The organism is Rhodospirillales bacterium, assembly GCA_028824295.1.
Classification (GTDB): domain Bacteria; phylum Pseudomonadota; class Alphaproteobacteria; order TMED109; family TMED109; genus VXPW01.
The window spans coordinates 56887-82099 of record JAPPED010000008.1; the positions used below are offsets into that span (position 1 = coordinate 56887).

General features: G+C 63.7%; 18 protein-coding genes and 1 tRNA gene. 9 read left to right on the plus strand and 10 right to left on the minus strand.

What is annotated here, in order from left to right:
* Window positions 1-379 precede the first annotated feature (379 nt).
* Entirely contained in the window at window positions 380-676 is a 297-nt protein-coding gene (locus OXH60_04740; GenBank protein MDE0711427.1) for a hypothetical protein, read from the plus strand.
* A 61-nt stretch (window positions 677-737) separates the two neighbouring features.
* On the opposite strand, the gene OXH60_04745 is transcribed toward OXH60_04740, so the two are convergent.
* Window positions 738-2882 (minus strand): hypothetical protein, encoded by a 2145-nt coding sequence (locus tag OXH60_04745; GenBank protein MDE0711428.1) that lies wholly within the window; start codon window positions 2880-2882, stop codon window positions 738-740.
* 556 nt (window positions 2883-3438) lie between these two features.
* Here OXH60_04745 and OXH60_04750 point away from each other — a divergent pair.
* Window positions 3439-8979 carry a hypothetical protein gene (locus OXH60_04750; GenBank protein ID MDE0711429.1) on the plus strand — a complete coding sequence of 1847 codons (5541 nt, stop codon included), beginning with the start codon at window positions 3439-3441 and terminating at the stop codon, window positions 8977-8979.
* 59 nt (window positions 8980-9038) lie between these two features.
* Here OXH60_04750 and OXH60_04755 read toward each other — a convergent pair whose 3' ends face one another.
* The 4 genes from OXH60_04755 to OXH60_04770 all read right to left on the minus strand — a co-directional run bounded on the left by OXH60_04755 (window position 9039) and on the right by OXH60_04770 (window position 13150).
* Entirely contained in the window at window positions 9039-9302 is a 264-nt protein-coding gene (locus tag OXH60_04755; protein ID MDE0711430.1) for a hypothetical protein, read from the minus strand.
* Window positions 9303-9964: 662 nt separating this feature from the next.
* A tRNA-Lys gene (locus OXH60_04760) sits at window positions 9965-10040 on the minus strand.
* A 585-nt stretch (window positions 10041-10625) separates the two neighbouring features.
* On the minus strand, window positions 10626-11789 hold the full coding sequence (locus tag OXH60_04765; GenBank protein ID MDE0711431.1) for an epoxide hydrolase: 1164 nt from the start codon (window positions 11787-11789) through the stop codon (window positions 10626-10628).
* Window positions 11790-12010: 221 nt separating this feature from the next.
* Window positions 12011-13150 (minus strand): TRAP transporter substrate-binding protein, encoded by a 1140-nt coding sequence (locus tag OXH60_04770; GenBank protein ID MDE0711432.1) that lies wholly within the window; start codon window positions 13148-13150, stop codon window positions 12011-12013.
* A 963-nt stretch (window positions 13151-14113) separates the two neighbouring features.
* Between OXH60_04770 and OXH60_04775 the strand changes: the two genes are divergently transcribed.
* Complete coding sequence (locus tag OXH60_04775) at window positions 14114-14323, plus strand: cold-shock protein (GenBank protein MDE0711433.1); 210 nt, start codon at window positions 14114-14116, stop codon at window positions 14321-14323.
* 1004 nt (window positions 14324-15327) lie between these two features.
* The gene (locus OXH60_04780; protein MDE0711434.1) at window positions 15328-16590 is read left to right on the plus strand and encodes an FAD-binding oxidoreductase; all 1263 of its coding nucleotides are present in this window, start codon (window positions 15328-15330) and stop codon (window positions 16588-16590) included.
* Between the two features lie 164 nt (window positions 16591-16754).
* On the opposite strand, the gene OXH60_04785 is transcribed toward OXH60_04780, so the two are convergent.
* Window positions 16755-17141 carry a hypothetical protein gene (locus tag OXH60_04785; protein ID MDE0711435.1) on the minus strand — a complete coding sequence of 129 codons (387 nt, stop codon included), beginning with the start codon at window positions 17139-17141 and terminating at the stop codon, window positions 16755-16757.
* A gap of 531 nt (window positions 17142-17672) precedes the next feature.
* Here OXH60_04785 and OXH60_04790 point away from each other — a divergent pair.
* The 5 genes from OXH60_04790 to OXH60_04810 all read left to right on the plus strand — a co-directional run bounded on the left by OXH60_04790 (window position 17673) and on the right by OXH60_04810 (window position 22632).
* Window positions 17673-17906: a hypothetical protein gene (locus OXH60_04790; GenBank protein ID MDE0711436.1), complete on the plus strand. Its 234-nt coding sequence runs from the start codon at window positions 17673-17675 to the stop codon at window positions 17904-17906.
* Between the two features lie 64 nt (window positions 17907-17970).
* The gene (locus tag OXH60_04795; GenBank protein ID MDE0711437.1) at window positions 17971-18912 is read left to right on the plus strand and encodes a hypothetical protein; all 942 of its coding nucleotides are present in this window, start codon (window positions 17971-17973) and stop codon (window positions 18910-18912) included.
* Window positions 18913-19075: 163 nt separating this feature from the next.
* Window positions 19076-21925 (plus strand): class I SAM-dependent DNA methyltransferase, encoded by a 2850-nt coding sequence (locus OXH60_04800; GenBank protein ID MDE0711438.1) that lies wholly within the window; start codon window positions 19076-19078, stop codon window positions 21923-21925.
* A gap of 14 nt (window positions 21926-21939) precedes the next feature.
* Complete coding sequence (locus tag OXH60_04805; GenBank protein MDE0711439.1) at window positions 21940-22212, plus strand: hypothetical protein; 273 nt, start codon at window positions 21940-21942, stop codon at window positions 22210-22212.
* Window positions 22213-22239: 27 nt separating this feature from the next.
* On the plus strand, window positions 22240-22632 hold the full coding sequence (locus OXH60_04810; GenBank protein ID MDE0711440.1) for a hypothetical protein: 393 nt from the start codon (window positions 22240-22242) through the stop codon (window positions 22630-22632).
* A 155-nt stretch (window positions 22633-22787) separates the two neighbouring features.
* Here the strand turns inward: OXH60_04810 and OXH60_04815 are convergent, their stop codons facing one another.
* The 4 genes from OXH60_04815 to OXH60_04830 all read right to left on the minus strand — a co-directional run bounded on the left by OXH60_04815 (window position 22788) and on the right by OXH60_04830 (window position 24977).
* Window positions 22788-23510 (minus strand): hypothetical protein, encoded by a 723-nt coding sequence (locus tag OXH60_04815; protein ID MDE0711441.1) that lies wholly within the window; start codon window positions 23508-23510, stop codon window positions 22788-22790.
* 443 nt (window positions 23511-23953) lie between these two features.
* Window positions 23954-24163: a DUF1289 domain-containing protein gene (locus tag OXH60_04820; GenBank protein MDE0711442.1), complete on the minus strand. Its 210-nt coding sequence runs from the start codon at window positions 24161-24163 to the stop codon at window positions 23954-23956.
* Window positions 24164-24197: 34 nt separating this feature from the next.
* Complete coding sequence (locus OXH60_04825) at window positions 24198-24461, minus strand: hypothetical protein (GenBank protein ID MDE0711443.1); 264 nt, start codon at window positions 24459-24461, stop codon at window positions 24198-24200.
* 9 nt (window positions 24462-24470) lie between these two features.
* Complete coding sequence (locus tag OXH60_04830) at window positions 24471-24977, minus strand: Fur family transcriptional regulator (GenBank protein MDE0711444.1); 507 nt, start codon at window positions 24975-24977, stop codon at window positions 24471-24473.
* Between the last annotated feature and the right edge of the window lie 236 nt (window positions 24978-25213).

Sequence of the window (25213 nt, forward strand, 5' to 3'; positions counted from 1 at the left end):
GGAAAGTGTCTACCAGCAACAATGGGACGACAACGGTCTGCTCATCGGCCGGTCGATGGTTTTTGACTGGACTGTGGCCAGTCGTGCCTGCAGGCTCTTGCATCGCCTGACGCCGAGCCCTCGAGTTTCCGGTCCAGATGGACGCAGCCGGAACTGGGCTGGATGGTGTGTCGCCGAGTCCGGGACTGGGCTGACTGAGAGAGAGGCCGGTTGCACAGATGGGCGCTGCCTCCGGAATGTGGCGCCCGCTGCAAGCGGGATTGAGGGACGGACTGGCGATACAGTCGCCGACCGCCCGGACAAGCTGGGTGCGCGCCGTCTAGGCGCGACCAGTGCCGGGCGCCCACGACGGTCAATCCGGTCGGGGCGGGCGCTGCGCATGGCCGCCGCGGGCGCCCGGCGAAGCCAGTCCTTCGTCGGCGCCCGGCACCGTGCCCGACTCGCCCGGAAGGATGTCGCCGTCGCTGTCAACGCCACCGCGCGCGAACTCGCCTGCCTGATATACCTGATGGTCACCCGCGGAGAGGAATACATCGAGAAGGCCGTCGAGGCTTGGGAGCAACAGCGCGCCGAGCGCACCCACGCCCACCTCGTCCGCAAGGATATAGCGCCCGGCAACGAACTGATCAGGCCCGCTGATGGTGACGGCCCTGCCGCAGCTGTCACAGCCGCTTAACGGATCTGTTACTTGAGAGAGAGTCCCATTGAAAGGGCTCCGGCAAACTCCTCTCGTGACGTCACCCTTGCGTCCCGCTCGCGGTCGGCTGCGGCGTGACGTCCAACACTTCTGCAATCTCCTCTAATAGCGTGACCAGCAATCTGTAGTCGAGGTCTTGCATCACCCGATCCATGATCGACAGGGTGTAGCTGGGCTCTGCGGAGCGCTCGGCCAAGTCCTGCGCCTGTCGACGCAGGCCGTGCGCGCCATGTGCCCGCACCTCCGGCTCCGGTGCCCCATCACGTTGCAAATGATCTCTGATGGCGGATTTCAATGCCTCCACGGTGCCAGACCCTGCTATCAAAGCAAGGGCCGCACATCCAGACAGTCCTCTCTCGAGTACCCCCCAGCCCGTAATGTACCGCCCTCCCTTGAAGGCCCACGATACGAGCATGCGGTCAACATCTACCGCGATGTCGTCGCAATCGCGCTCTCGTGCGTTCATCGCGGCTTCGAACAAAATCTCAGTCAGACCAAACGTTTCGACGAAGGTTACTGTTTCCTCATCTTTCGGAATCCAGTCCAAGGTGGCTATCAGCCAACCGGCGTTCTTGCGCAGGTCCAGCCTGGTGTGGGGATCGCAGGCAGGCGCGTTCGAAGCCGCCAACAGGATTTCCGTAAAGCCTTGTATCCATTGAAACATATGTATCGTGAAATGAGATCTGACCGCAATGCTCTCGAGAAGTAACTCTTTCGTTGTCCGATAAAGGCCGTCCGACCATCCCTCCAGGTTACGTATGACCGTCCTTGCATTCTCATCGTCTGCTTCTGCCGCACCCGCGGCATTCACCAATTCTGTCAGATGTACGCGCAGGCTTTGCATGTCGGACGACGAGTAGTACGGAGCCAGCGTCGAAGCATGGATGTTCCCAATCGGCACGCTGGGAACCTTAAGCAGCAATTTCGCAACGAAGACGACGTTCTCATGCACCTTGCGAAGTGCATATGCTGCGTTGTGACTAGAGGACCGCAACAAGACGAATGTCAAGTGCGCAAGTTGCTGCACGCCCTCCAGCGACACAGGGCGATGACTCTCGCTGACACAAGTCGCGCCCGCAAGCGTGGCGACTTTCTCACTGAGCACTGCTGGGTAGTTTGCTTGTCCGGCGGCTAGGAATTGCTGTGCCGCTCTTCCCAAGAGACGCTGTCCCTCCATCAGGACGTCCGTCAGATTGTGTGGCACCACGGCCTGAATGGCGTTCGCCAGATATCCGGAAGCAAGCTGCGCATGGTATTTCTCCGCATGTGCATTTGCGTAATTGATACCGAGATATACCGGGACAAGCGCACCGATCGCCTGCAATGACTGTTCGATTTGCCGCTCATCACGGCGCCGAATGGCACCGTCCACGTTCTGGCGCAGATGCTCTAGGCTCTCAGTGATGAATGTGTCGCTCGCTAGTGGATTCTGGATGAGCAGGTTGTCGCTATAGAACGTCTTGCCCTTCGCTTCGACGTAGGCCGCATTGATGCCGATGACTGCGGTAAGCCCGCCACTCGCCACTTCGTAATCGCCCTGCTCCGCATAACGCCGTGCGAACGCCATGGCGTATTGCACACTTCTCGACGCCTCGGCTGTCCAGTGCGGCCTGAGGCGGAAGAACATGGCCCGTGCAGCATCAGGCATGAGTTCCTTTTCTGACGGGTCGATCTCAGCTTGATCTTCGTCCACCAGCAAAGGTCTCACCCGTTCGATCTGGTGAGCCCAGCGCCGCAGTTCTATGCGGGCATCGTCGAGAAGCATCTGGAGCTGATCCAAGGGATTGATAAGCCTCAGCGCTCGCCTGTAGGCATAGAGAAACAATGTCAAGATCAAGAGGATTGCCCACACCGACGCCACCAGCACTACAGCCAGGTTGTCCAGTTCAACGACAGTGGACAGGGAGGCCACGGACACCGCCAACACAAAGGCGCTCGCGAATGCAAGGAGTAGATTGCGGTCCTCGCTGAACCGCCGGAATAGGCGATGCGGCATGCGTTCCACATTCACCTGCATCGCGAACAGCACTAGCGATGTCACGATAGCGGTCGCCCCGATCAGCGCGGCCCCTGTGCTCACGAAGAGGTCTTGTACCCTCTGGACCGCTTGATCGCTGGCGAGCCGGGTTTCAAGCCACGCTTGAACACACGGAATTGGATACACGCTTGCCGCGACGAATATCACGAACGTTCCCGCGCCGATGGCCTTGCCATAGCGAACTCGATAGTGGCCAGCCTGGTGTTGGATCCTGTAGGCGGAGACCCAGAGCCTAGCGAGAAGCAGACTCCACGCTGTCGCTAACCGACGAAGGGTCACAATGCCGCCCGGCCTCCACGCTTCGAACGCATCTTTATCCGTAAGCGTTCGTTCGGACCGTGGAGGTTCTGCGGAGTGGATGTCGTGGACCGCGGCAACGGCAGGAATTCTCTCGATTTTGCCCGCTCATAACACCTTCAGTTGGACATTTCCACGGCCCGAACGAGCGCGTCCTGCAAGGCAACGCCCCGGCGGAGGAGACCGGGGTGGTTAGAAACGGCCGGCGCTCGGAACAGAACCGGACGGCGACGGGCTGCTTAGACGGCCGTCGTTAGGTCTGCTTGGCCCAACGTTGGTTCGACCCCGGCAGAGCGGGACCGAGGGAGTTCGGTTCGCAGGTCCCCGGCGCCACCAGCTACGATTCACCGAAACAACAGAGAGAGAGGTGCGACATGACGATTGGCGTGCGTTCCGCGATGGTGCGATGCCAATATGGTTTGGGAGCTGGCTGCACGGCGCTGAAATGAAGGGCAAGAAGAGCATGGACATAGATGCATCGTCGGCGAGGCAGAGCGCGAACGGGGAAATCGTCGGCCATTCGCTGGGCGAGATCCGCTCTTTCCTGGATGAGCTCAAGCACGGGAGCAGGAAGTACAAGACGATCGCCAGCCTCAGTGGCCAGATCGCGGAGGCCTATCGAGGACGGTGCGTACTCGAGCTGCTGCAGAACGCGCACGACGCGTTGACCGCGGCATCTGGCGGCGATCGCGGGCAGATCACGTTCGTGCTGGAGACCGAACCCGCGCCGGTGCTTCTGATCGCGAACAGCGGCCGCGCGTTCGAGCGCAGGGACTTCAAGGGGCTCTGCCGGCTCGGACAGAGCCCCAAGGATCCGAACAGGAGCGTCGGCAACAAGGGACTCGGTTTCCGCAGCGTCCTCGAGGTGGCCTCGGCGCCGGAGATCTGGTCGACCGGCACCTCGGAGGCCGGTCCTGCATTCGTCTTCCGCTTCGATCCGCAGGTGCGTGAGCGGGTTGCCGATGTGCTGGCGGAACTGGAGGCAAGAGGACTCGGAACCCGTTCGCCGTTCGACCCGTCCGAGAGGCTCGTCGACTGGACCGAGGACCAACTGCAACGTTATCGCGACCGGTTGAGGGCGGAGGCATTGGACGGTCCCACGGAGGCGAAAGAGTACCTATCGCCGTACGACCTGCCATTGCCGATAGGGGAAAACCGCGAGGCCGTCGCCGAGCTGCTGCGCGACGGTCATGCAACCGTCGTGCGCCTGCCGCTCGACGGCGGTCGAACGGGGGACGTCGGCGATGCGGTCGCGTCGGTGCGGACGCAGCTGGAGAATCTACTGGACGTCGCCACGACGCTGTTCCTGCCCCGGCTGAGGACGCTCGTCGTGGCCATCGACGGCCGTCGGAGGACGGTTCGGCGGAGAGTGCTTACGGCGGAGGCATTCGGCGAAGTCGGATGCGGACGGTGGGAGAGGGTGGGGATCTCGTGCTCGGATGCCGGGGAGGAGTCGGCGGCGGCCGCGCGGTTTCTAGTGTGGACCCGTACGCTCGGCGGCAGCGCCGATCCGAAATGGGCGGCCCGCATCGGCGACGCCGTGCGGCACCTGCCGAACAAGTGGCCCGAGGTCGACTCCGTGCAGGTGGGCGTGGCCGTGCAGGAGGGGGAGGTCAGCGCCGCGGGCCGGTTCGTGATCTTCCTGCCGACCGAGATGGCGACGGGAACTGGGGCGCACATCAACGCACCGTTCTTCGGATCCCTGGACCGCCGCCGGATCCGGTTCGAGGACGAGTACAACCGGTTGCTCCTCGACTGCGTGGTGGATCTTTCCCTGGACGTGATCGGGGATCTGGCGGCAGGTGAACCCGAGGAGGCCAGCGGGCGGACGATAGTCGACATTCTCTCGTCGGACGGCGAGGTCGGCGAAACCGGCGAGACCATGCTGGCGCTGCTGCGCGATCGGGCGGCCGTGCTAGGCGATCCACTCGCCGGGCGCCGGCTGATGCTGTGCGACGACGGTTGGGCCGTCCCCACGGAGGCGAGAACGATGCCCGAGGTGGCAGAGGGTCTGACGATACGCGCGCCGGACTGGCGGGGGAGCGCGGCGTTCAGGGTGATTTCCCCTGCGCTCGAGGGGCGCCGGTCCGAGGTTGAAACCGTCCTCGAGGGGCTCGACGGGTCAGTGGAGCCGACACCCGCGGAGTGGGTGGGGACGGTCGAGCGGGTGGCGCACTGCGTGCAGTCGGGAGAGATCGACGCGAATTGGGACAGCTACCTGACGGCGGTGATCAGCGTGCTGCCGTGGAAACTCATCAGGATCAACAGGCCCGGTGGCGTCGATGCGCTCGCGTCCGCGAGCTTTCTCCCAGTCCAGGACGGACGCCTGATCAGCGCGGATGGCCCTGCCCGGGTCTTCTTCCAGCCGGTGAGGGGGATCGACGAGGAGGCGGACTTGGTCGACACCGTACCCGACTCCCTGACGCAGCGGATCGCGTTCGTCCATGATGACGTCGTCCTGACGCACGAAGAGGGGTCGCGCCGACGGAGCACGGAAGTGCACAAGTTCCTCGACGGCCGGTTCGCAAGAGGATTCCGGCGCGAGGAGATCCTCCGGGAGGTCGTGCTGGCGGCGGTGCCGCCGACGCCGGCGGCATTCGGGAGCGAGGAGGCAGCGCTGTGCGCGGAACTGCTGGGCTGGACGCTGGGGTTGCTCGGCGAGGACCCGCCGGAGCCGGTGCTCGCGCTGCTCGAGGACCTGCCGGTGGCGTGCGGCGGCGGGTGGCGCTTGGCGCGGGAAGCCAGCTTCGGCGCCGGCTGGCCGGGAAGATCCGGCGAAGACCTGCGCACGCTCTGGGAGGAGCTGGACGGGGAGGCGGGCGGGCGCCTGCGAGCGGCTGCGCTGCTGGATCCCGGGGATCCGCGATGGGGTGTCGATGTCGGGCGGTGGGCGGACCTCTTCGCACGCATCGGCGTCGCCAGGGGTCTTCGCCTGAGACCGGCGGACCGGCTGCGGTTCCGGATGGCGCAGTACGACTACGACCTTCCGAGGACCGCCCCATCCGGAGTGCCCCCTGAGGCCTGGGAGGCGTGGCGGGTCGCCGTGCGTCCGGAGGCCTCGCCTGAATACGTGGGTCAATTCGACTACCGCCTCGAGGGCATCCTGGATCTGCCCGAACTGCATGGCTGCGGCGACCTGAGCCAAGGGGCTCGCCGGGTGTTCTCGCGGCTCGTCGTAGATTCGATGCGGGGGTGGCCCGCCGGCTGGGAGCGGGTCACTGTGCGGAAGGTGAGCGGCGAAGCCAGCGAGCGGCGGATCACCTCGCCTCTCAAGCACTGGCTGGGCTCGACGCCGTGGCTTTCGGACGGTGTCGGTGGGGAGCGCGTCCTCTCGGATCGCTGGCTGGTGCCGGTGTCGCTGCTCCAGGGCCAGCGCGAGCGGTTCCGTCACCTGCGTCCCCTGTCGCTCGAACTGTCGCGCAGGCTGGACGGGGAAGCGGAACTGTTCGAGACGCTGCAGCGGCTGGGCCTCAACGTCTACCCCACCGACGGGGAGCGGATCGGGCCAGATCTGCTCGACGCGCTGGCGGAAGCGTGGCGAACGGAAAGGGTACTCCCGGGGCAGTTCGACGTGTTCCTGGGGCAGCTGCGCCACGCGTGGCAGCACCTGGACGTGGGCAGGGGTCTCCCGGACGCCTTTCTGGTGCGGACCGTCCACAGGCACTTCGAGGTGGTGGACGGCGCCGGTCTGGCCGGCGCGTACCTGCCGAACGACGCTGCGAAGGGGCGGGCGTTGAGGGAGGAGGACAAGCCCGTCCTGGAGATGGAGGTCGCGCAGGCGAACCGTCTGGCTGGAGCGCTTGTAGATGCGACGCCGGTCCGCCTGGCGTCCGAACTCGTGGAACGTGACATGATCGACGGCGCGGTGTGGACCGGGGCGGCGGAGGCCGTGCGCGCCCTGGAGGAGACGCGCTACGGCTGGCTGGCCGCACCTCTGCTGGCAATCCTGGCGCACGGCGGAATGAACCCCACGGGGCATACGACGACCGCCTGGGCGGCCGCGCTGGACCGGCTCCGCGGCGCGGGCGTGCTTGAGTGCGGTTCCATCGCGATCGAGCTGGTGGACGGGGAAGAGCCCATAGCGAAAGGCGAACCTGCCGCCCGATGGCTCTCGGACGACGTGCTAGCCGTCACGAACGAGGTGGGGTACTGCTACGAGGCGCTCGCACCGGCCGTGCAGGCGTTGCTCGACCGCCAAGATCTTCTCAAGGACCTGCGGCTCGTACTGGGTGCGCTCGAAGGCGTGGAGAGCCCCTCGCTCGAGGAGATTGAGAAAGCGCTGGAGCGCTCCGAGATCGACGCCCAAGCGTTCGCGGACATTCGCAGCCGCTGGGCCGGGAACACCGGGTTGGTCGCCAGCCGGATCAGACCGGTCGCGGCGCTGCTCGGCGTGGCCGGCGAGGGGTTCGAGGCGGCGACGGTCGACATGGATCGTCTGACGGACTGGCTGGCCGCCAACCTGCCCCAATGGGATGCGGCGGCGCTGGTCACGGAGGCGCGTCGTAGCCGCGACGACCATGCGATGGGAATTGCCGCGCGGCGTGCGTTGGGCTGCGTGGCCGATTTAACGGCGTGGAACGCAGTGCTGGAGGGGCTGGGCGAAGAATACGCACCGGTTGGGAATCGGGACGTCCAAGAGCAGACGAATGCCCATCTGGACGGGATGCAGGCGCTGTCGGCGGCCCTTGCGCGCGCCATCGCGGTCGATTGCGGCGAACCGGAGCTGTTCAGGAAGATCGAAGACGCGACGCACGCGTTGTCGGCGCCCGACGACTGGTCGACACGGTGGTGGGAAGTCCCGTTCGAGGCGGTGGTGGACGCCCTGTGCGACACCTGGCGGGAGATCGTCGACTCGGGGCATCTGGCGGTGCTAAAGGGAACGGAGACGCCTGGGCAACTGCGGGACGCCATCGGGGAGCGTGGCATCGCAATAGAACCGGACCCGTACGACACCGCGCGCGTCAACGGCGAGCGTTTCGTTCGTGTGCTGCTCGACGCGCACGACCTGCACCGGACGTGGCTGGAGTTCCGCGATCCGCAATCGAGAGTGCCGGACTTGCCGTCGGCGCCGGAACTCGCCGCAGACGCGTACCTTCGCCGATGGACGGAGGCAGAGCTGTGGCACCTTGCGCTGACGACGCTGGGCGACGAGCGCTTCACCCTAGCCTGCGGGGGCGACTCGGACCTGCAGAGTATCAGGGAGCGGTTGGGGCTCGACGGGGAGGCCGTCGACAGGAAACGGCGGGAGCGGGCGGAGCGGGAAAAGGAAGCGGCGCGCAAGGCGAAGACGGTAGAGATCGCCGGCGAGCCCTTCGAAATCGAAGCGATCGACTACTCGGCGCTGCTCCGGCACCATGTGGAGACGCTGGAGGATCCAGCCGGTCCACGGGCGAGCATGGACGAGTTCACGCCACTCGGTGCGCTTCGGGCCAGAGCCAGAGCCGGCGGCGGAGGAAATAAGGGCAGAACCGGGCATCGGCGCCTGTCCCCGGAGGAGGCCGAAGTGGTGGGCATCGTCGGGGAGATGCATGCATATCGGTATCTGCAAAATGAGTTTGGAGGACGGTCGGTCCGTGCGAGCGCATGGGTCTCGGAGTCGCGGTTGAAGGTCCGGCCGCTCGTGGAGGGCGAGAAGAACGAGATTAGCGACGGGCACGGATTCGACTTCCGGTTCACCCATCAAGGCATCCGATGGCACGTCGAGGTGAAGGCGACAAAGGGTGACGACACGTCCTTCGACCTCGGCATCAGCGAGATTGAAGCGGCCACGCGCATCGCGAGGCGGCGCGGCAACACTTGGCGATGGCGAATCCTCAGGGTTCGTCGCGCCCTGTCGGCGGAGCCGGAGATTGACTGGCTTCCCAATCCGTTCGAGGAGGGCTTCCAGAAGCACTACCGTCTGCATCGTGGCGGAATGGCCGTCTCCTATGCGCACAAACGGTCTTGAGAGGGGGGCTTGTGGCGGTCGTGCGTAAACGCCGATGCACGGTCTGCGCCAAGCGGTGACTACGCTAGATAGGCAGCCCACGCTGCCATCAGTTCGCGGCGGCGTTCGAACAGATCTGCACGCCGGTACGCAGCCTCCACACAATCGCCGTTGACGTGAGCCAGGGCGAGTTCACACACCTCGCGCGGCACGTCCGTCCTCTCGGCTGCCCAGTCGCGGAAGCTGGACCGGAAGCCGTGCGGAACGGCGGCGATGCCGAGTTCGCGCAACAGCTTGGCTAGCGTGCTGTCGCTGAGTACGCAACTGGTCGGCGACGGAAACACGAGGCCGCTCCTATCAGGGATCGTCCCCACCTCGTCGAGCACGGCCACGGCGCAGTTGGGAGACGGGCACGCGGTGCTCGAGCTTTGCCTTCATGCGCGTGGAGGGCACCGTCCAGGTGGCCGCAGCGTCGTCCACCTCGTCCCATCGCGCCCCGCCGACCTCGCCCAAGCGGCAGGCCATGAGCACCAGGAATTCGAAGGCGAGCGCCGTCGCGCGGTGCGCCTTCGATGCCCGAGGACTCGACCGAACGCTATAACACTACGCCCGTGCCCATCGAAACCATCGTCGAGACCCCGCGATACACCGGTGCCGTGTACAAGGCTCCGGCTGGCTCCATGACGGGACCACCACCAATGAACGCGGGCGCTACGACCGAGACAAGCTGCGAAAGGACGTCTGGCTCAGGCCCCTCAGAAAAGACTGGAGGCGCACCCTCAACCGGTAGAATCAGTCCGCGCGGACAGGAACGTCCACGCCCTTCTACAGCTTGGCCGAACACTTACCTTTATCCGACGGGTCACCGAGAATCGGACCGCCATTATCACGCAGATGCTCACCGAACTAAGAAATTTAGTGTTACCTATACGTTACCTAGCAAAAATTGGCATTCTTGAAGGCCCCTGTAATTCGATTCTTTCTTTAATCTAATCCCTAGGTTAGTTGGAGGGCGCACAGGGACTCGAACCCTGGACCCGCTGATTAAGAGTCAGCTGCTCTACCGACTGAGCTATGCGCCCTCATGCGTGTTGACGATACGCCCGACGCCAAGGGTCGGCAACCGCGATGCGCTCGGAGCAGATCGGTGTCTACGGTTCCAACTTCGGACGCTGGGCTACCCGATTGATGTTGAGAACCGGTTGTTTTCGTGGGTCATACGTTGTCCATTCACCTGCTTGTCCCAGAGGCGGTGCTTCTCGCGATTCATCGGTGAATTTCCGTCAACGTCAGATCACCGCAATTCTTCGTGTCGTCGCACTCCGCGGGTCGGATGATGTCCATCCCATGGAGATGCCCCGTGCGGCAGGCTGGCGCTGAGTCACGCGTGTCAGGTCTGTTCGCTTGGGCAGGCGTGATGGTGGCGGCGAGAGCGGATACAAGGAGTGCCCGACGGTCGGTCCGTGCTTCGTCGAACCTCATCGAAGAACTTCGCGCTCAGGATGGTCGTACGTTCGTGGTCCCCGGCAGGTTGAAGTTCGTCTGGACACGGGTGACCGGCGTTAACGGCTTCGGACGACCCAGGGGATCAAGCGACCATGCCAGCATTTCTTCTGGTCGTCGCGACTGGATCGGCAACGGAGCAAATGGTTGGTCTCATAAGAAGGCTAATCACTTCCCCGAAGAGGGCGCAAGAATTGCAGGATGTCATGGGCCAGAGCGTCCGGTTGCTCCATGGCGGCGAAGTGGCCACCTTTTTCCATCGGCGTCCACTGGCGGATGTCAGTGTAGGTCTTGGCGGCCAGGGACTGCGGTGGCCGCAGGATCTCTCTTGGGAATGCGGCGTAGCCGACGGGCACGTCAATGGTTCTGCCGGTCGGGATCGGCCACGGGCCCTGCAGTCGGGCGACATAGGGCCAGAAAGACGAACCGATTGCGCCCGTAAACCAGTAGAGGCTCACATTCGCGAGCAGATCGTCCTTTGAAATGACCGAGAACAGGTCACCGTCGCTATCGGTCCAGATAGCAAATTTCTCCCCGATCCATGCGGCAAGGCCGGCCGGCGAGTCGGTCAAGCCGTAGGCCAGCGTCTGGGGACGCGTACCCTGAATCCATTGGTAGCCGGTTTCTACCTTGAGAAATTCCTCGAGTTCCTCACGCCATGTGCGCTCTTCGGGCGTCGCATGAGTCAGGGCCGACGGATCCCGGGGGATCGGCATCATGTTGACGTGCAGCCCGACGATGCGCTTTGGAAACTCCAGCGCAATCCGAGACGAAATGAACGAACCCCAATCGCCGCCTTGCACGGCGTACCGATCGTAACCCAGCACATCGGTCATGAGCGTGGTGAAGCACCGGGCCATTTCCGCCACGGAAAAACGCTCTTGTCCGGGCCTGAATGACAGGCCGTAGCCAGGAAGGGACGGAGCCACCACAGTCACCGCGTCAGAGGCGTTGCCGCCGAAACGAGCAGGATCGGTGAGGCGCGGGATGAGTTCGAGAAATTCGAACACCGAACCTGGCCAGCCGTGCGAGATCAGCAACGGCAACGGATCCGGGCCCTGCCCCGTCACGTGCAGGAAATGCACGTCGATTCCCGACAATGGAACGATGTATTGCGGATATGCATTGAGACGTGCCTCGGCGGCGCGCCAGTCAAACTCGCTATGCCAATACGCCACCAATTCCTTCAGCCAGGAGACCTCGGTGCCAAATGTCCATGGCGCCCCGGGTGTTTGATCGGGGAAGCGCGTCCTGGCAAGTCGCTCCCGCAGATCCGCAATTGCTTCGTCGGGGACCGAGAGTGCGAAGGGTTCCGGTCGTGGCGTCAACAGTAATTGCTCCAAGTGGCCTGGCCGTTGTCTGGTTTCGCCACGGCGGTTCGTTCACCGATGGCTCATGGGTTTCCGGCTGATCTGACACACATTCGGGTTGGCAGGAAACATCAGCGGCAGCGGGGTTGGCCCCGCGACGATCGGCGCATTCTCAGCGGCTGTTGGCCAGCGCGATAAAGTGCACGAACTAGCACAGGATCGCGTGCAACGGAAACGGGCTAACCGCGGAGTTGCAGATAACCCTGTTCCGCGTACGGATTGCGTGCGCGAGCTTCGGTTCGGAAACGCTCCCAGCTTTCAAAGATGCGTCTCGCGAGGTCCCCTTCCCGCGCCGTCTCCCGCACTACGTCGTCGCTGTGGCGCATCATTTCCTTGAAGACGTCTGACGGGAACGGACGCAGGACAACGCCATGCTCTTCAGTCAGCACGCGTTGCGACTGGATGTTGGCAGCCGTGAACTCGGCAAGCATGCGCACGCTGGTTGCGGCTGCAGCGTCGGCCACAATCGCCTGGAGGTCCGCTTCAAGGTCTTCCCAGGCCGCCCGGTTGGCCACCAGTTCGATGGCCGAACCGGGCTCGTGGAAGCCAGGTCCGTAGTAGTTCCTCGTGATCTTGTAGAAGCCGAATGCCAGATCGTTCCATGGTCCGACCCATTCGGTGGCGTCAATCACCCCCGACTGGAGGGCGGGCATGATCTCGCCACCCGGCAGGTTGACGGCAGTGCCGCCTAGCCGGTTGATCACCTCCGCACCGAGACCGGGAATGCGCATCTTGAGGCCTTGGAAGTCGTCGATGGAGTTGATTTCCTTCTGGAACCAGCCGCCCATTTGGGTCCCGGTGTTGCCGGCTAGGAACGCTTTCAGACCAAATTCGGCGTAGAGCTCGTCCCAGAGTTCCTGCCCGCCACCATGGTAGATCCACGCGTTCTGTTCCTGCGCGACCAAGCCGCCAGGCACGGATGCAAAAAACGGGGCGGAGCGATGCTTGCTGATCCAATAGTTCGGCGCCGAGTGGCTCAAGTGCACCTTGCCTTCCCGCACCGCGTCGAAGCTCTCGAAGGCCGGCACCAGTTCCCCGGCGGCGAACAGCTTGACGGAGAGTCGCCCCTCGGACGCCACGGTAATGTTGTCGGCGAGGCGCTGTGCACCGGTTCCCAGGCCGGGAAAGTTCTTCGGCCATGTCGTGACCAGACGCCATTCGCGCAGCCCGCGATTGGCGTTGGGAGCCTGACCAGGCTGGTCGGGCGTACCGGCATCCAGGGTCTGTTGCTGTGCCTGATCCTCCTCCGGGCCACATGCGGCCAGTGCAGCCGAGGAGGTGACAGCGGCGGCGGTGAAAAGAAACGATCTTCGGTCCAACGATGTCACCTTTCGATTGGCTTGCAGAACACTGCGAAACACGCCCCATGTTCTCGCAAGTGGAAATGCGTTGTTGGTGGATTGTCCATCCGCCTCACCAAGCGCGGTGAGCCATCAGCGGGCGATCGCGAACCGCACTTTAAGCTTGCCTGCCCGGAAGCCAAGCGTTGGCATGAATTTCCGGCGATTGTCGTGTATCGACCGCCAACCGGGCGCCCGGATCCGGCAATTTCGCCCGTCTGAACCCGGACAACGTTCGTGGTCTGGATGAACTGCCCTTGCCTTGTCTCGCGGCTTGGCACGCGCGTCTCTGGGCCGATCAGCCAAGAGTTTCTCGCACCAAGCGACCCAGCTTTGTCGCCAGGCAAACTCGCTTGATTCGCGGCTTGCATTGGTTCGACATTGGTGGGCCAATTCGACGCCGGATTGACATTCGGGCCGGCTCAGGCAGTTGGGTTAAGTGCCTTCCGCATGCGGGAGAGGCTGCGACCGGCGGTGAAGTCGGACATCGGTGTAGATTTCCAGGCACCTGAGCTTCGGCCTGACCGCAGCCACGTGGTCGCGTAGTTCGGGTATTTCGCATCAGGAAGCGGCATCGGTTGGGTGCCGAGCGTGTGTTGCGTAGTGGGGCTGGACATCCTTGATCACTCGGGGCAGACGCGTGAATTCCCCGCGTATAGCGTGCCTCGCTGCGGATATTCGTAGTCCGCCGGGAAACGGATTTCCTGAGCTCGCTTGTCCTGCGTGCCGCGAAGCTGGCTCAGCTCCAGAACCTGTTCGCCTCGTAGTTGCTTGCGCGCTTGTCGTTCACAAGTATGATTCAGTGGCGTTGCTAAAGCGCTGTTGCGTACGTGATTGCCCGCGTAACCGAGCGGCCAAATACCTTCCCCGACAGTGTGAACGTTTTCAACGAGCGCCGTATAGTGCGGCGTTGCGACCAAATTGTCGTGAAAGGAAGCTGTCATGGCTACTGGTGTTGTCAAATGGTTTAACCCTGACAAGGGGTACGGGTTCATTCAGCCCGAGGATGGCTCGGAGGATGCGTTCGTTCACATCAGCGCCGTCCAAAGAGCCAATCTTGCCACGTTGAACGAAGGGCAGAGAGTGTCTTTCGAACTCGTGCCGGGGCGGAACGGCAGGATGTCCGCCGAAAACATCGCGCTCGTCGACTAGGGCCCCGTCAGAGTGACGGCGGCCAGTTCGACGGGATTACCGCAGAGTGCGCAGGCTCCTTTGATCTCCGAGGTATTGGCTTGAACGGCGCAACCTAGGATTAGCGGAGGCCTTCCGGGGTCTGAAGGTTTGCGCAACCGCGTGGTCACATGAGCAGGGTCCGCAGGACCAGAACCCTGTGGCGACGCCGATGGCTTGAACGTTTCTGCGACGCCCCTACGGCAGCGCCCTGACCACTCAGGGAACTAGGTGAATACCGACGTGGGAACTCGGGTCTGCGTTCGCCGTCTCCAACGCCCGCCATCGCCTAGCAACTCGGATGCAAGAAGTAAGCAGAAGACCGGAAGCCTTCATTGACGAAGGGCTTTGCCTGGCCGGGGACCGCGGCTATTCGAAAAGTCCTAGTTCCTGAATCTTCCCGCCGGAATGTGGGGGCCGAATTAGAGCTGGTTCAAGTCAGACCAAGCCTGGCAACGAATTGACGGCTGGCAACGTAGCCCGTCAGGTATTCGATAGAAGGCCCAACCAAAAACAAAGAGTGTGCTGCAAAACAGAAGCGAAACTTGGGGACAAGCTCGCTTCCGTGGGTCATAGCCCCCGCTGGTGGCCCCGTTTGCGGGAACCGGCCGAGAAGTTGTGGGCTGAGGGGGTTCGCAGCGGCGGGCTGCTAGTCGGCCCCGATGAGACAGACCACTTCTTTGCGAGCTGGCGTGGCTGGCCGAGACGTTTAGGATTCAGGGAGAACCAGCGGTAGCAATCGGAACGTACACGTTCGTCGCACAGCGGGTGTTGAACGTCCGTTGCAGCTGATCACCGAGTTTTGAACGACCGTTGATCTCGACGAGATCTCCAGCCGTCGCGGAAGTTAGGCTTTCCTTGGCGTCCGCCACAGCAACGCGGAGCTTCAACTGTGGCCGGGGCAATGTCACGAGGGATTCGCATGGCAGCGACCGGTAGGGTCCTTCGCGGGTTTGGCTTCTGTTGGCCCCCTTCGGAATCGCGGGATGGTTAGCTCAGTGCGCGTCGCCGTCGTGGGTGCGGGGATCATTGGAATATCCACGGCCGAGTGGCTGCGCCGTGACGGACACGAAGTCACCCTCATTGACCGGGTCCGACCGGGTGACCCGGGCCAGGCATCTTGGGGCAACGCTGGCGTGCTCGCCGCGAGTTCGTTAATTCCGGTTTCAGTGCCAGGGCTGGTGTGGAAGCTGCCGGGCTATCTACTAAGCCGGGATGCGCCGCTACACGTTCACTGGGTCAGCTTGGTGCGGTCCATGCCTTGGCTTCTGCAGTTCCTCTGGAATGGCAGGCGTACCAAGGTCGCGCAGATCGCCGCGGCGCTCGCGCCACTGATCAGTGACACTGTCGAGCAGCATCTGGCCCTTGCACGTGGAACCGACGCGCTGTCCTTTGTTCAGTCGGCCAACTACACCGCCATCTATCGCGACCGCGCTGCGTTCAAGAAGGATGCATTCGTTTTCAGCCTGCGCCGACGGTTGGGCAGTAACTGGGACGAGTGGGATCGCGAGACGCTGAACGTGCGCGAGCCGGAGCTGTCGGACACCTATGGCTTCGCGGCCTCGTTCCGCGACCACGGGTACATCGCGTCGCCAGCGGGTTACGTGGCGGCTCTCGCTGTGCATTTCGAACGCGAGGGCGGAAGGTTCCTGCTCGGGGAGGTAGTCGACATCGCACCCTGCGAGGGTGGCGGGGCGGCAGTCACCCTGGCGGGCGGTGCCCGGCACCACTCCGACCGGGTGGTGCTGGCCGCAGGAGCGTGGTCGGCAGAGCTGGCAAGACGCCTCGGTTACAAGACGGCGATGGTTGCCGAGCGAGGCTATCACGTGATGTTGTCGGGCGCCTCTCACATGCCGCGCGGTCCGATCATGGTGGCTGATGCCAAGACGTCGGTTACACCGATGGCAGACGGCCTGCGCTTCGCCGGGACAGTGGAGGTGGCCCCCGTCAACGCGCCTCCAAGCCAGGCGCCGCTCCAGGCGCTGCGGCGTACCATCCGACGGGTTTACCCCCGTCTTGCATGGCGGGAGGAAACGACATGGATGGGTCAGAGACCGTCAACGGTCGATAGCCTGCCGCTGATCGGACCGCTCCCAGATGCGCCGGCCGTTCTCTTCGCATTCGGATCTCAGCATGTCGGTATGACGATGGGGCCGCGGGTGGGCAGGCTGGTTGCCGATTTGGTGGGCATGCGCCAGCCGAACATCGACCTGCGTCCCTACCGAGTCGATCGTTTCAATCGCGGGTAATCCGCGCTATGCCGCGTACGACTCTCCGGCGGCAACGGCGTGTTAGCGCTACCCGCCATGCTGCGGGTTCTGCACAAGGTAGATGCCGAAGTGGGGCGTTGCGCCTTGCCGCCCCTCGGTCCCATAGGGCGCAGCTGACGGCCCCTTGGCGGCCGGACAGGCAGCTAGTCGGGGTCGGGGTCTTGCCGTTCCGAGTGCATCGCGAGATGGCGGTTGACTGGGGCGCTGGGGTGGGCATCGGCCGTCATGACGAAGCCCTTGGCCTCCAACAGCTCCTCCACCGCTTGCTTCCGCGAGGCTCGCTCCTCATCCAATGCCTTCACTTCTGCGTTGGTGGCGTCAGCCGGGTGGATCATGTACGACACAATCGTCGGCAGGCAGTTCGTGTCACCGTCCGCGTACAGTCGGACATGGCGGTCGTTGGTCATCCGGTGCATGGCGTAGTAGTCAAGGTGTGGCAGGTCATCCTCGGCTTGTGCCTCGAACTTAGTCCAGATGATCCATCCGCGCCGCACGATGAGCGAAGCGACACCGGGCTTTACGGCGTCCATTGGCAGTTCTGGGTCCCAATGTGAGAAACTGCGATTAAACCGATCGCGCAGTTTCTCCCGGTCATCCACGCAAATTCTCCGACCGCCTTCGACATCATCGACCGTCGCTGACGTCGCGGACCGGACAGCGCACGTGCGCAACACACTTCATGTTTGCACCTCTGGAAACTGAGTGTTTGCATCATTAGTTGGGCATTTCAGGGCTCCACAGTCACGTGGCTAACGAATCTTTGCAATTTTGGCGGCGTGGCAAAGGAAAGGTTTCAACGTACGGCCCAGTTGGCTGAAGCTCTGTCCCGGCGCACCGGGCATTCGGCTGGTTCCCCAGATAAGGCGGCAGCAGTCCGATTTACCCAATCGAACGCCTTGTGCTGACCAACCTCAGTCGGTTTGTCCTGTCGCAAGGTGAGTGCAGTTGCTGCTGAAGATGCCCTCGACGATGGGCCATCCAGTCTCAGGGAATTTCAGCAGCATGCGGCGCCAAACAGTTGACGGCCCCGCAATTGGGTGCGCTCGGCTCCAGTGGTTCGGATGGTGCCGGAAAAGTGCTCAATCCTTGGCGTCGTTTGCGGGGAGATCTTCGGCGCGCCCGGACGCTCCGGCGAGGGACTGGCGATCACCAGCGCGGCGCTGGCCAGGGCCCTGGACGAGGTGCCCGAGGGACTGGAGGACAAGCGTGACATCGGCCAGAAGCACTGGCTCCGGAGGGTGCTGCTGAAGGAGCTGCAGTCGCCAGCGGAGGAGAGGCTGCCGATCGAGGCTTGACAAGTGCTCCCGCTGCAAAAGATTCCCGTAGACGGTAGATGCTGCTACGGGGACGCTTGGCGCCATGGAGCAATTTCAGATGGCACGGGAACAAGTGCGCAAACGCAATATTGACTTTCTCGAGGCCTTGGCCACAGCGTCTCACGCCCGTGATGCAGGGCCGGCATTCCAGCAGTCTGCTCAGCGATCTGCTGTCCGCTTCCCTGTTTCTTTGCACTCAGCACTGGCGGACATAGGCCAAGCCTTTTCGAGAACAGCTGAACAGTACCTAGGCGTTGTCAGGCGAATCGGCTTTGACCATCAGTTTGGACGTTCCCTTCCCAAATTTGAGCTTCCGGCTTTCCCAAACGTTCTGGAACCCTTGGTAAGCCAACTGCGTCTGGAGGAGTCCTTGGACGAGTCTGGGTGGCTCCTTCACCGTTCCACTCCGTTTGATCAAGTCAGGACCTGCGCTCGTGACGGGCAAGCAATTCAACCGTTCCTGCGCAACTACTACAGTGAACACTGGGAGGATGTCCGCCGCGCGGTCGAGTCTTGGTTGACCACCTGCCCTCTGGACGATGAAGCGAAGGCGACGTTCCGTGAGGCGCTGACGGCGCATGAAGCGCGGCTCTACCGCAGCGTCAGCCGTCTCCTGTTTCCGGAAATCGAACGCGTTTCACGTAAGGAATTGCACGGCGACCGCTTGACAAAGGACCTATCCAGCCAGCCTCGGCTGCGTGAACTCACCCGAGAGCTTCCGGTGTCGGTTGCGAGGCGGGCGGGCTTCTTCGGACTGCACCTGTGTCGTCGTCTGTCGAGGCACCTGTACGAGTCGGTCAGGGATGACGATGCGCGGCAGCGTTTCGCGGATGACCCAGTACCGAACCGTCATGCCGTCGTTCACGGTCTGGTCGAGTATTCGTCAATGCAGAGCAGTCTCAATGCGATCTTCATGACAGAATTTCTCTTCTCAACGATTGTCTGGTTGCGGGACGGGCATTTGCGGTCGACGGTGGACGAATGATCAGATATGTCGCCTCTGACCTTTGGGTCCGCGCGGCGGAAGGGGAGGAGAACACCGATAGGGCACTGAGCGGACTGCGGAGCAGCCGAACGCCGGAACGTCAGCACATGCATCTTCCAACGGGACAGGTTAGTTCCGGTGCTGCACCGGTTGCGCGGACGCCATGGACCCGATGACGCCGGGCGCATTCATCGCCAAGTGGCGCGCGTCCGAGCTGAAGGAAAGTTCGGCCGCCCAGGAGCACTTCATTGATCTCTGCCGGCTGCTCGGCGAACCGACCCCGGCGCAGGCCGACCCGACCGGTGAGCACTACTGCTTCGAGCGCGGTGCACGGAAGGACGGCGGCAGCGGTGGCTGGGCGGACGTGTGGAAGCGTCACTGCTTTGCCTGGGAGTACAAGGGCAAGCACGCCAACCTTGACGCGGCGTTCAGCCAGTTGCGGCAGTACGCGCTGGCGCTGGAGAACCCGCCGCTCCTGATCGTCTCGGACATGGCGCGGTTCCGCATCCGCACCAACTGGACGAACAGCGTGAGCGCGACGCACGAGTTCGCGCTCGACGATCTCGCCGACGCGGCCTGCCGGGACAAGCTGAAGTGGGCGATGTCGGATCCGGAACGCCTGCGCCCCGGCGAGAGCCGGCAGGCGCTGACCGAGCGCGCGGCGGCGACCTTCGCGCTGCTGGCGCAGTCCCTGCGCGAGCGCGGCCACGACCCGCAGACGGTGGCGCACTTCGTAAACCGGCTGGTGTTCTGCATGTTCGCGGAGGACGTGGGCCTGCTGCCCGATAGCATGTTCACTCGGATGCTGGAGCGCACGCGGCGCGAACCCGAGAAGTTCGCTGACTACGCGTCGCGGCTGTTCGGCGCAATGTCTACCGGCGGCGATGTGGGATTCGAAACGGTGGCCTGGTTCAACGGCGGGTTGTTCGACGACGACACCGCCCTGCCGCTCGAAGGCAATGATGTCGAGACGGCGCTTGAGGCGGCGGTGCTCGACTGGTCGGAGATCGATCCGTCCATTCTCGGTACTCTGTTCGAGCGCGGGCTCGACCCGGATAAGCGTTCGCAGCTCGGCGCGCACTACACCGACCGCGACAAGATCATGCGGATCATCGATCCGGTGATCGTTCGGCCGCTGCTCGAGGAATGGGAGATGGCGAAGAGCGCCATCGCTGCCGCGCTAAAGCGTGCGGAGAAGGCGCGGTCGAAGGCCGCGCAGACGCGGCAACGCCGGCAGGCGGACGGCCTAGTGCGCACCTTCCTCGAAGGGTTGCGCCGCTTCACTGTGCTCGACCCGGCCTGTGGCTCGGGCAACTTCCTCTACCTTGCGCTGCACGCTCTCAAGGACATCGAGCACCGGGTCCAGCTCGAGGCGGAGGCCTTCGGCTTGGCGCGCGGGTTCCCGGAGATTGGTCCAGCCAGCGTGAAGGGCATCGAGATCAACGCCTACGCGGCAGAGCTTGCCCGGGTATCAATCTGGATCGGCGAAATCCAGTGGATGCGGCGCAACGGGTTCGGCGCATCGACCAATCCGATCCTCGACCCGCTCGACACCATCGAATGCCGCGACGCAATCCTCGCACCGGACGGGACCGAGCCGGATTGGCCGGAAGCCGACGTCGTGATCGGCAACCCGCCGTTCCTCGGAGACAAGGTCATGCGCGATGGGTTGGGTCACGAATACACCGAGCGCCTACGCCACACCTATCGAGAATCGGTCCCAGGGTCCGCTGATCTTGTCTGCTACTGGTTTCGCAAGGCGGGCGAACTGGTGACCTCCGGCAGCGCCTCTCGAAGTGGCCTGGCCGCAACCAATTCGATTCGCGGAGGTAACAATCGCGTCGTGCTCGATCGGATCGTTGCCGAGTCAACGATTTACGACGCTTGGGCGGACGAGCCATGGATCGTGGACGGTGCTGCCGTACGGGTGTCTTTGATCTGCTTCGGCCCGAGAGACGCCGGGTGTTCCTTGCGCCTGGATGGCATAGACGTTGCTCGCATCAATGCCGATCTGACCGATGCGGCGGCTGACCTTACCGGTGCCGCCAGACTCTCGGACAATCGCGGTGTGGCGTTCTTGGGCGACACCAAGAACGGCGCTTTCGACGTTCCGGGCGATCTGGCGCGGGAATGGCTGCGCCTGCCGGCCAATCCGAACGGACGGCCCAACGCCGACGTTCTGAGGCCCTGGGTCAACGGGATGGACCTGACCCGCCGTCTGGCGGGCAAGTGGATTGTGGATTTCGGGTGGGAGATGTTGGAGGCCGACGCCGCGCTCTACGAAGCGCCCTTCGCGCACGTAAGGGAGCATGTCTGGCCGAAGCGGCAAAAGAACAGGGTGGCATCAGTCAAGCGGTTTTGGTGGCGGCACGAGCGTCCGCGCCCGGAAATGTGGCAGGCCTTGGAAGGCATGGCCCGATTTATCGCTACTCCGCGCGTGGCCAAGCATCGCCTGTTCGCATGGTGCGAAGCGCGCATCTTGCCCGACTGTCAGCTCATCGTAATCGCCCGTGACGACGACACGACGTTCGGCATCCTGCACAGCCGCTTCCACGAGGCATGGTCGCTGCGGCTGGGCACCAGCCTGGAGGATCGGCCCCGCTACACGCCGACCACGACCTTCGAGACCTTCCCCTTCCCCGAGGGCCTGTCACCGGACGTTCCGGCTGCCGATTATGCCAGCGAACCCCGCGCCGTCGCCATAGCGGAGGCCGCGCAACGGTTGGTCGACCTCCGCGACCGTTGGCTGAATCCACCCGAATGGGTGGAGTGGTGGGACGAGCAGGTTCCCGGTTATCCGATGCGCCCGGTCGCCCGCGACGCGGCAGCGGCGAACGAACTGAAGGCACGCACGCTTACAAACCTCTACAACGCGCGCCCCCAGTGGCTTGCCGACGCCCACGTGGAACTCGATGCCGCCGTCGCGGCGGCTTACGGGTGGGATGCGGACATTTCTAACGACGCCGCACTGGAGGCGCTGCTGAGAAGCAATCAGCAGCAGGCGGCAAAATAGGGGAGCACAGCACAGTGAGTTCAATCCTGGAATGGGTTGCCACCGGCCATGGCATCGTGACCGCTGTCGCGACAGTTGTCGTGGCGGTTGCCGCAGCAATCACGGCATGGGCGACTTACAGCCTTGTCCGGGAGAATAAACTGTTCAGAAAGGTGGGCGAAGACCCCAAGGTGATCGCGTATCTAACAGGTGACCCGAAGCACGTATCGCTACTGAACCTAGTCCTGGAAAACGTGGGGCGTGGTCCCGCAAGGAATATTGAATTCGGTTTTGATTTCGATGAATGATTTTACGCGAATGGCCGGGTCGCCCCGATGAATAGATCTGACAGAACACCGTATGGATTCCTGCCGCAGGGTGAACGCATTTGTATGTTTTTCGGCAGTGGAGGTGGGCTGCTGGGAGATGACCGGCTTCCACCCTTCCGGGCAATAGTCAAGTGGCAAAACCTGGAAGGGAAACAATTCGAAGAAGAGCATGAAATGGATGTGTGTCAGTTTCTCGTGATCTTTCCGCCGAGCGGATCCGCTGACTATGATATCGCAGAGTCGCTGAAGAAGATTTCCAAGCGTCTCGACAAGTTTTCCTCTGCCGGAAGTTCGGGACGCCTAAAGGTGGAAACGATGACGGCTTCAGAGGCACGGCAACAACGGTTCAAGAATCATACTGAGACAGCAACTGACCATCAGGGCCAGCCCAAGAGTTGAGCCCAATCGTTGTGGGCACCGGGCTGCCCGATAGTTGATGGTTCGATGTTGGCCATCCGATCGTTTCCCTCCTGGCTTCGGCGGCCCGTGCCAACCCCGGCGCATCGGCGCTTGGGCAATCCGGTGCCGCCCGCCTCGCCCCTTCGCGGGTTCGGCTAGCACGTGTGCGCGGGCCCCGGGACCGGCACGCCGGTCAGCGGGCACGCGAGCAGCATGAGCTTGAGGCGTCCCCCGCGCTTGCGTTTCACCCTGAGGTACGTATCGACGATGCCGTCGTGGTCGAGTTCCTGCCAGTCGGGCCGGCGCTTCCGGAGGTGCCGCGCGGCGGCGGCGGCGAGCGCGTAGGTCGCGTCGTCCTGGCAGACATCGCCCGGGTCGCTGACCAGTTCGGTCGGAAGGCCGCTCGGCGTGTCGACCGTGAGCCGGATCGCCTGGTCGAACCGGCCGCCGTCCTCGGCGGCATCGGCGACGGCAAAGACCTTCCCGGCCAGCTTCCGGAGCTCCTTCCGGGCCTTCCGGCCGAGCTTCACGCCGTGGTTGTAGCAGGGCTTGTACAGCGTCTCGACGTGGCACCGGTCGTCGGCCGGCGTCCACGTCAGGGTGACGCTGTACAGCGGATCGCCGCCGGCGGTCTCCTCGCGCTCTACGGCCTTCCTGAAGAGTTCCCTCGCCGTCTCGAGTAGCACTCGTTTCAGCGCCCGGTGGCGCGAGCGCCAGTACGCGCTGACCGCCTTGCTGCCGTCGGTTTCCGGGCGGCTGTTGCCGATGACTTCCTCCTCGTCGAAGTCCTGGACCACGCGGTACCTGAGCTTGCGGATGCCGGCCGCGGCGGCGCTGGCTGCGAGTTCGGCCCGGGTCGGGCGTGACGAACGTGGCATGGCGTGTCTCCTGGTCGGCGTCCCGGTGGAACGGGACGGGTTCGTGGAGTCGGGGATCGGTGGTGGGTTCAAGCCGTCGGCTGCATTCCGCCCGGCGAACTGGCAACTTGCCGCCGGCAGGCGCGCGCCTTGTGCGTATTGCAGGGCTCAGATGTCGAGCGTCAGGTCCGCCCGGTAGCCGTTGCCGCGGCCCTCGCCGGGGTAGCCCCGAGGGTTGGCCGGCATCCGCGTCTCGCCCAGCCTGGTGTCCACCGCGTCGTGGACGTGGCCGTGGATCCAGAGCGCCGGCTGTGACGGGAACGGCGGTACCCGGCATGACGGTGCTGCGCAGGTCCACCCAGGCGTGCGGCAGCGCTGCCGCAGGAAATTCCTTGGCCCCGTCGGCAGGAGACATACCGACGGAAGCAGAGTCCTCGGATCGTGAATGGTGGTCGTCGACGGTTTCAGTCGGTTTCCGATGGCTTGCGCTGTCCGAGCTTTGCCAGGCGCCGCGCGAGTTCCCGTTCCAACCGGCCTCGGCGGAACGGTGTCAGCTTGCGCCATTCTCTGATTTCGGCGTCAGTCCTGCCACAGCCCAGGCACCACCCCGTCGTCGGGTCGGTACGGCAGACGTCGATGCATGGGGAAGGTGCCCGTTGTGCTCGCCGTTTCATGAAGGAGCCTCGGCTGAAGTTCCACCGTTCGCGCTCACGAGGGGGTCCGCCAGTCGGAAAGGTTGATTTGGCCGACCGGACCGCGTTCGGTTCCGAGGGCGAGATGCTGTCCGTTCGCCGACCATGCGAGCGCGCTCACAGCGCCCTCGCCGAGCCGCTTGACCAGAACCGAATGCGTGCGGCCGACCTGCACGAGGATGGTGGCACCGTCCTTGTAGCTGGCGGCGACCACGTCATGCCGGGGATGGGCAGCCGGGACGGTCTTTCCGGATACGGGCTCTCCATGGGTACAGGCCATCGGATCCAGCTATGCCGTGGCGGCTTCTGCGCATCGCGCGCACCTGCCCTCGACCTCGACCGTGCGACGCGTCGCGACGAACCCGAACCCGGCGGCATCCTCGGCCAGCAGTGCTGCGATCCGCGGATTCTCGAACTCGAACGATGTCCGGCAGTCCCGGCAGATGAAGAACAGGCAATCGTGGTCGCGCTCGGGATGGACGCACGGGACGTAGGCTTTCAGGCTCTCGATTCTGGAGACCAGACCCTGCGCCATCAGGAAGTCGAGCGCCCGGTACACGGTTGGTGGCCCGACGACGCGCGCATCCCGGCGCTTGAGCGTCTCCATCAACTGGTAGGCGCTGGTCGGTCCCCGGCTGTCCCACAGCAGTTCCAGGATGCGCCTTCGCAACGCGGTCATCTGTACGCCGCGTTCCTGGCAAATCGCTGTTGCCAGCGCGACCCGCTCGTCCGGTGCGTGCCGTCCGCGGCACTCCGGGTCGGTGCAGGGCCGGGGTCGGGTCGGCGGTTCGGCCATCACAAGTCTCACCGTGCGAAGCATGCCGGAAATGTTATAATGTTACACAAACGAACGCGGTAGGAACACCACGCGGGGCGGCCCGACATCGACGGAAAGGCGGGGACATGGACGCCCCGGTCTTCGGGATCAAGCCGTGACCCGTGCCTCGGGGTCCCGGACGAATTCGGCGAACCAGCCGGCGCCCGTGCGTGGGGCTGTGCTATGGGGCGTCCCGACCGCGCGGGGTCGCGTGT

Coding starts and splice junctions, on each gene's coding strand:
- OXH60_04785 (MDE0711435.1), bottom strand. CDS start 17,141: ATGGACGCCGTAAAGCCCGGTGTCGCTTCGCTCATCGTGCGGCGCGGA.
- OXH60_04820 (MDE0711442.1), bottom strand. CDS start 24,163: ATGAAACGGCGAGCACAACGGGCACCTTCCCCATGCATCGACGTCTGC.
- OXH60_04800 (MDE0711438.1), top strand. CDS start 19,076: ATGGACCCGATGACGCCGGGCGCATTCATCGCCAAGTGGCGCGCGTCC.
- OXH60_04790 (MDE0711436.1), top strand. CDS start 17,673: ATGGTGCCGGAAAAGTGCTCAATCCTTGGCGTCGTTTGCGGGGAGATC.
- OXH60_04810 (MDE0711440.1), top strand. CDS start 22,240: ATGAATAGATCTGACAGAACACCGTATGGATTCCTGCCGCAGGGTGAA.
- OXH60_04830 (MDE0711444.1), bottom strand. CDS start 24,977: ATGGCCGAACCGCCGACCCGACCCCGGCCCTGCACCGACCCGGAGTGC.
- OXH60_04815 (MDE0711441.1), bottom strand. CDS start 23,510: ATGCCACGTTCGTCACGCCCGACCCGGGCCGAACTCGCAGCCAGCGCC.
- OXH60_04780 (MDE0711434.1), top strand. CDS start 15,328: ATGGTTAGCTCAGTGCGCGTCGCCGTCGTGGGTGCGGGGATCATTGGA.
- OXH60_04740 (MDE0711427.1), top strand. CDS start 380: ATGGCCGCCGCGGGCGCCCGGCGAAGCCAGTCCTTCGTCGGCGCCCGG.
- OXH60_04775 (MDE0711433.1), top strand. CDS start 14,114: ATGGCTACTGGTGTTGTCAAATGGTTTAACCCTGACAAGGGGTACGGG.
- OXH60_04825 (MDE0711443.1), bottom strand. CDS start 24,461: ATGGCCTGTACCCATGGAGAGCCCGTATCCGGAAAGACCGTCCCGGCT.
- OXH60_04750 (MDE0711429.1), top strand. CDS start 3,439: ATGCCAATATGGTTTGGGAGCTGGCTGCACGGCGCTGAAATGAAGGGC.
- OXH60_04795 (MDE0711437.1), top strand. CDS start 17,971: ATGGAGCAATTTCAGATGGCACGGGAACAAGTGCGCAAACGCAATATT.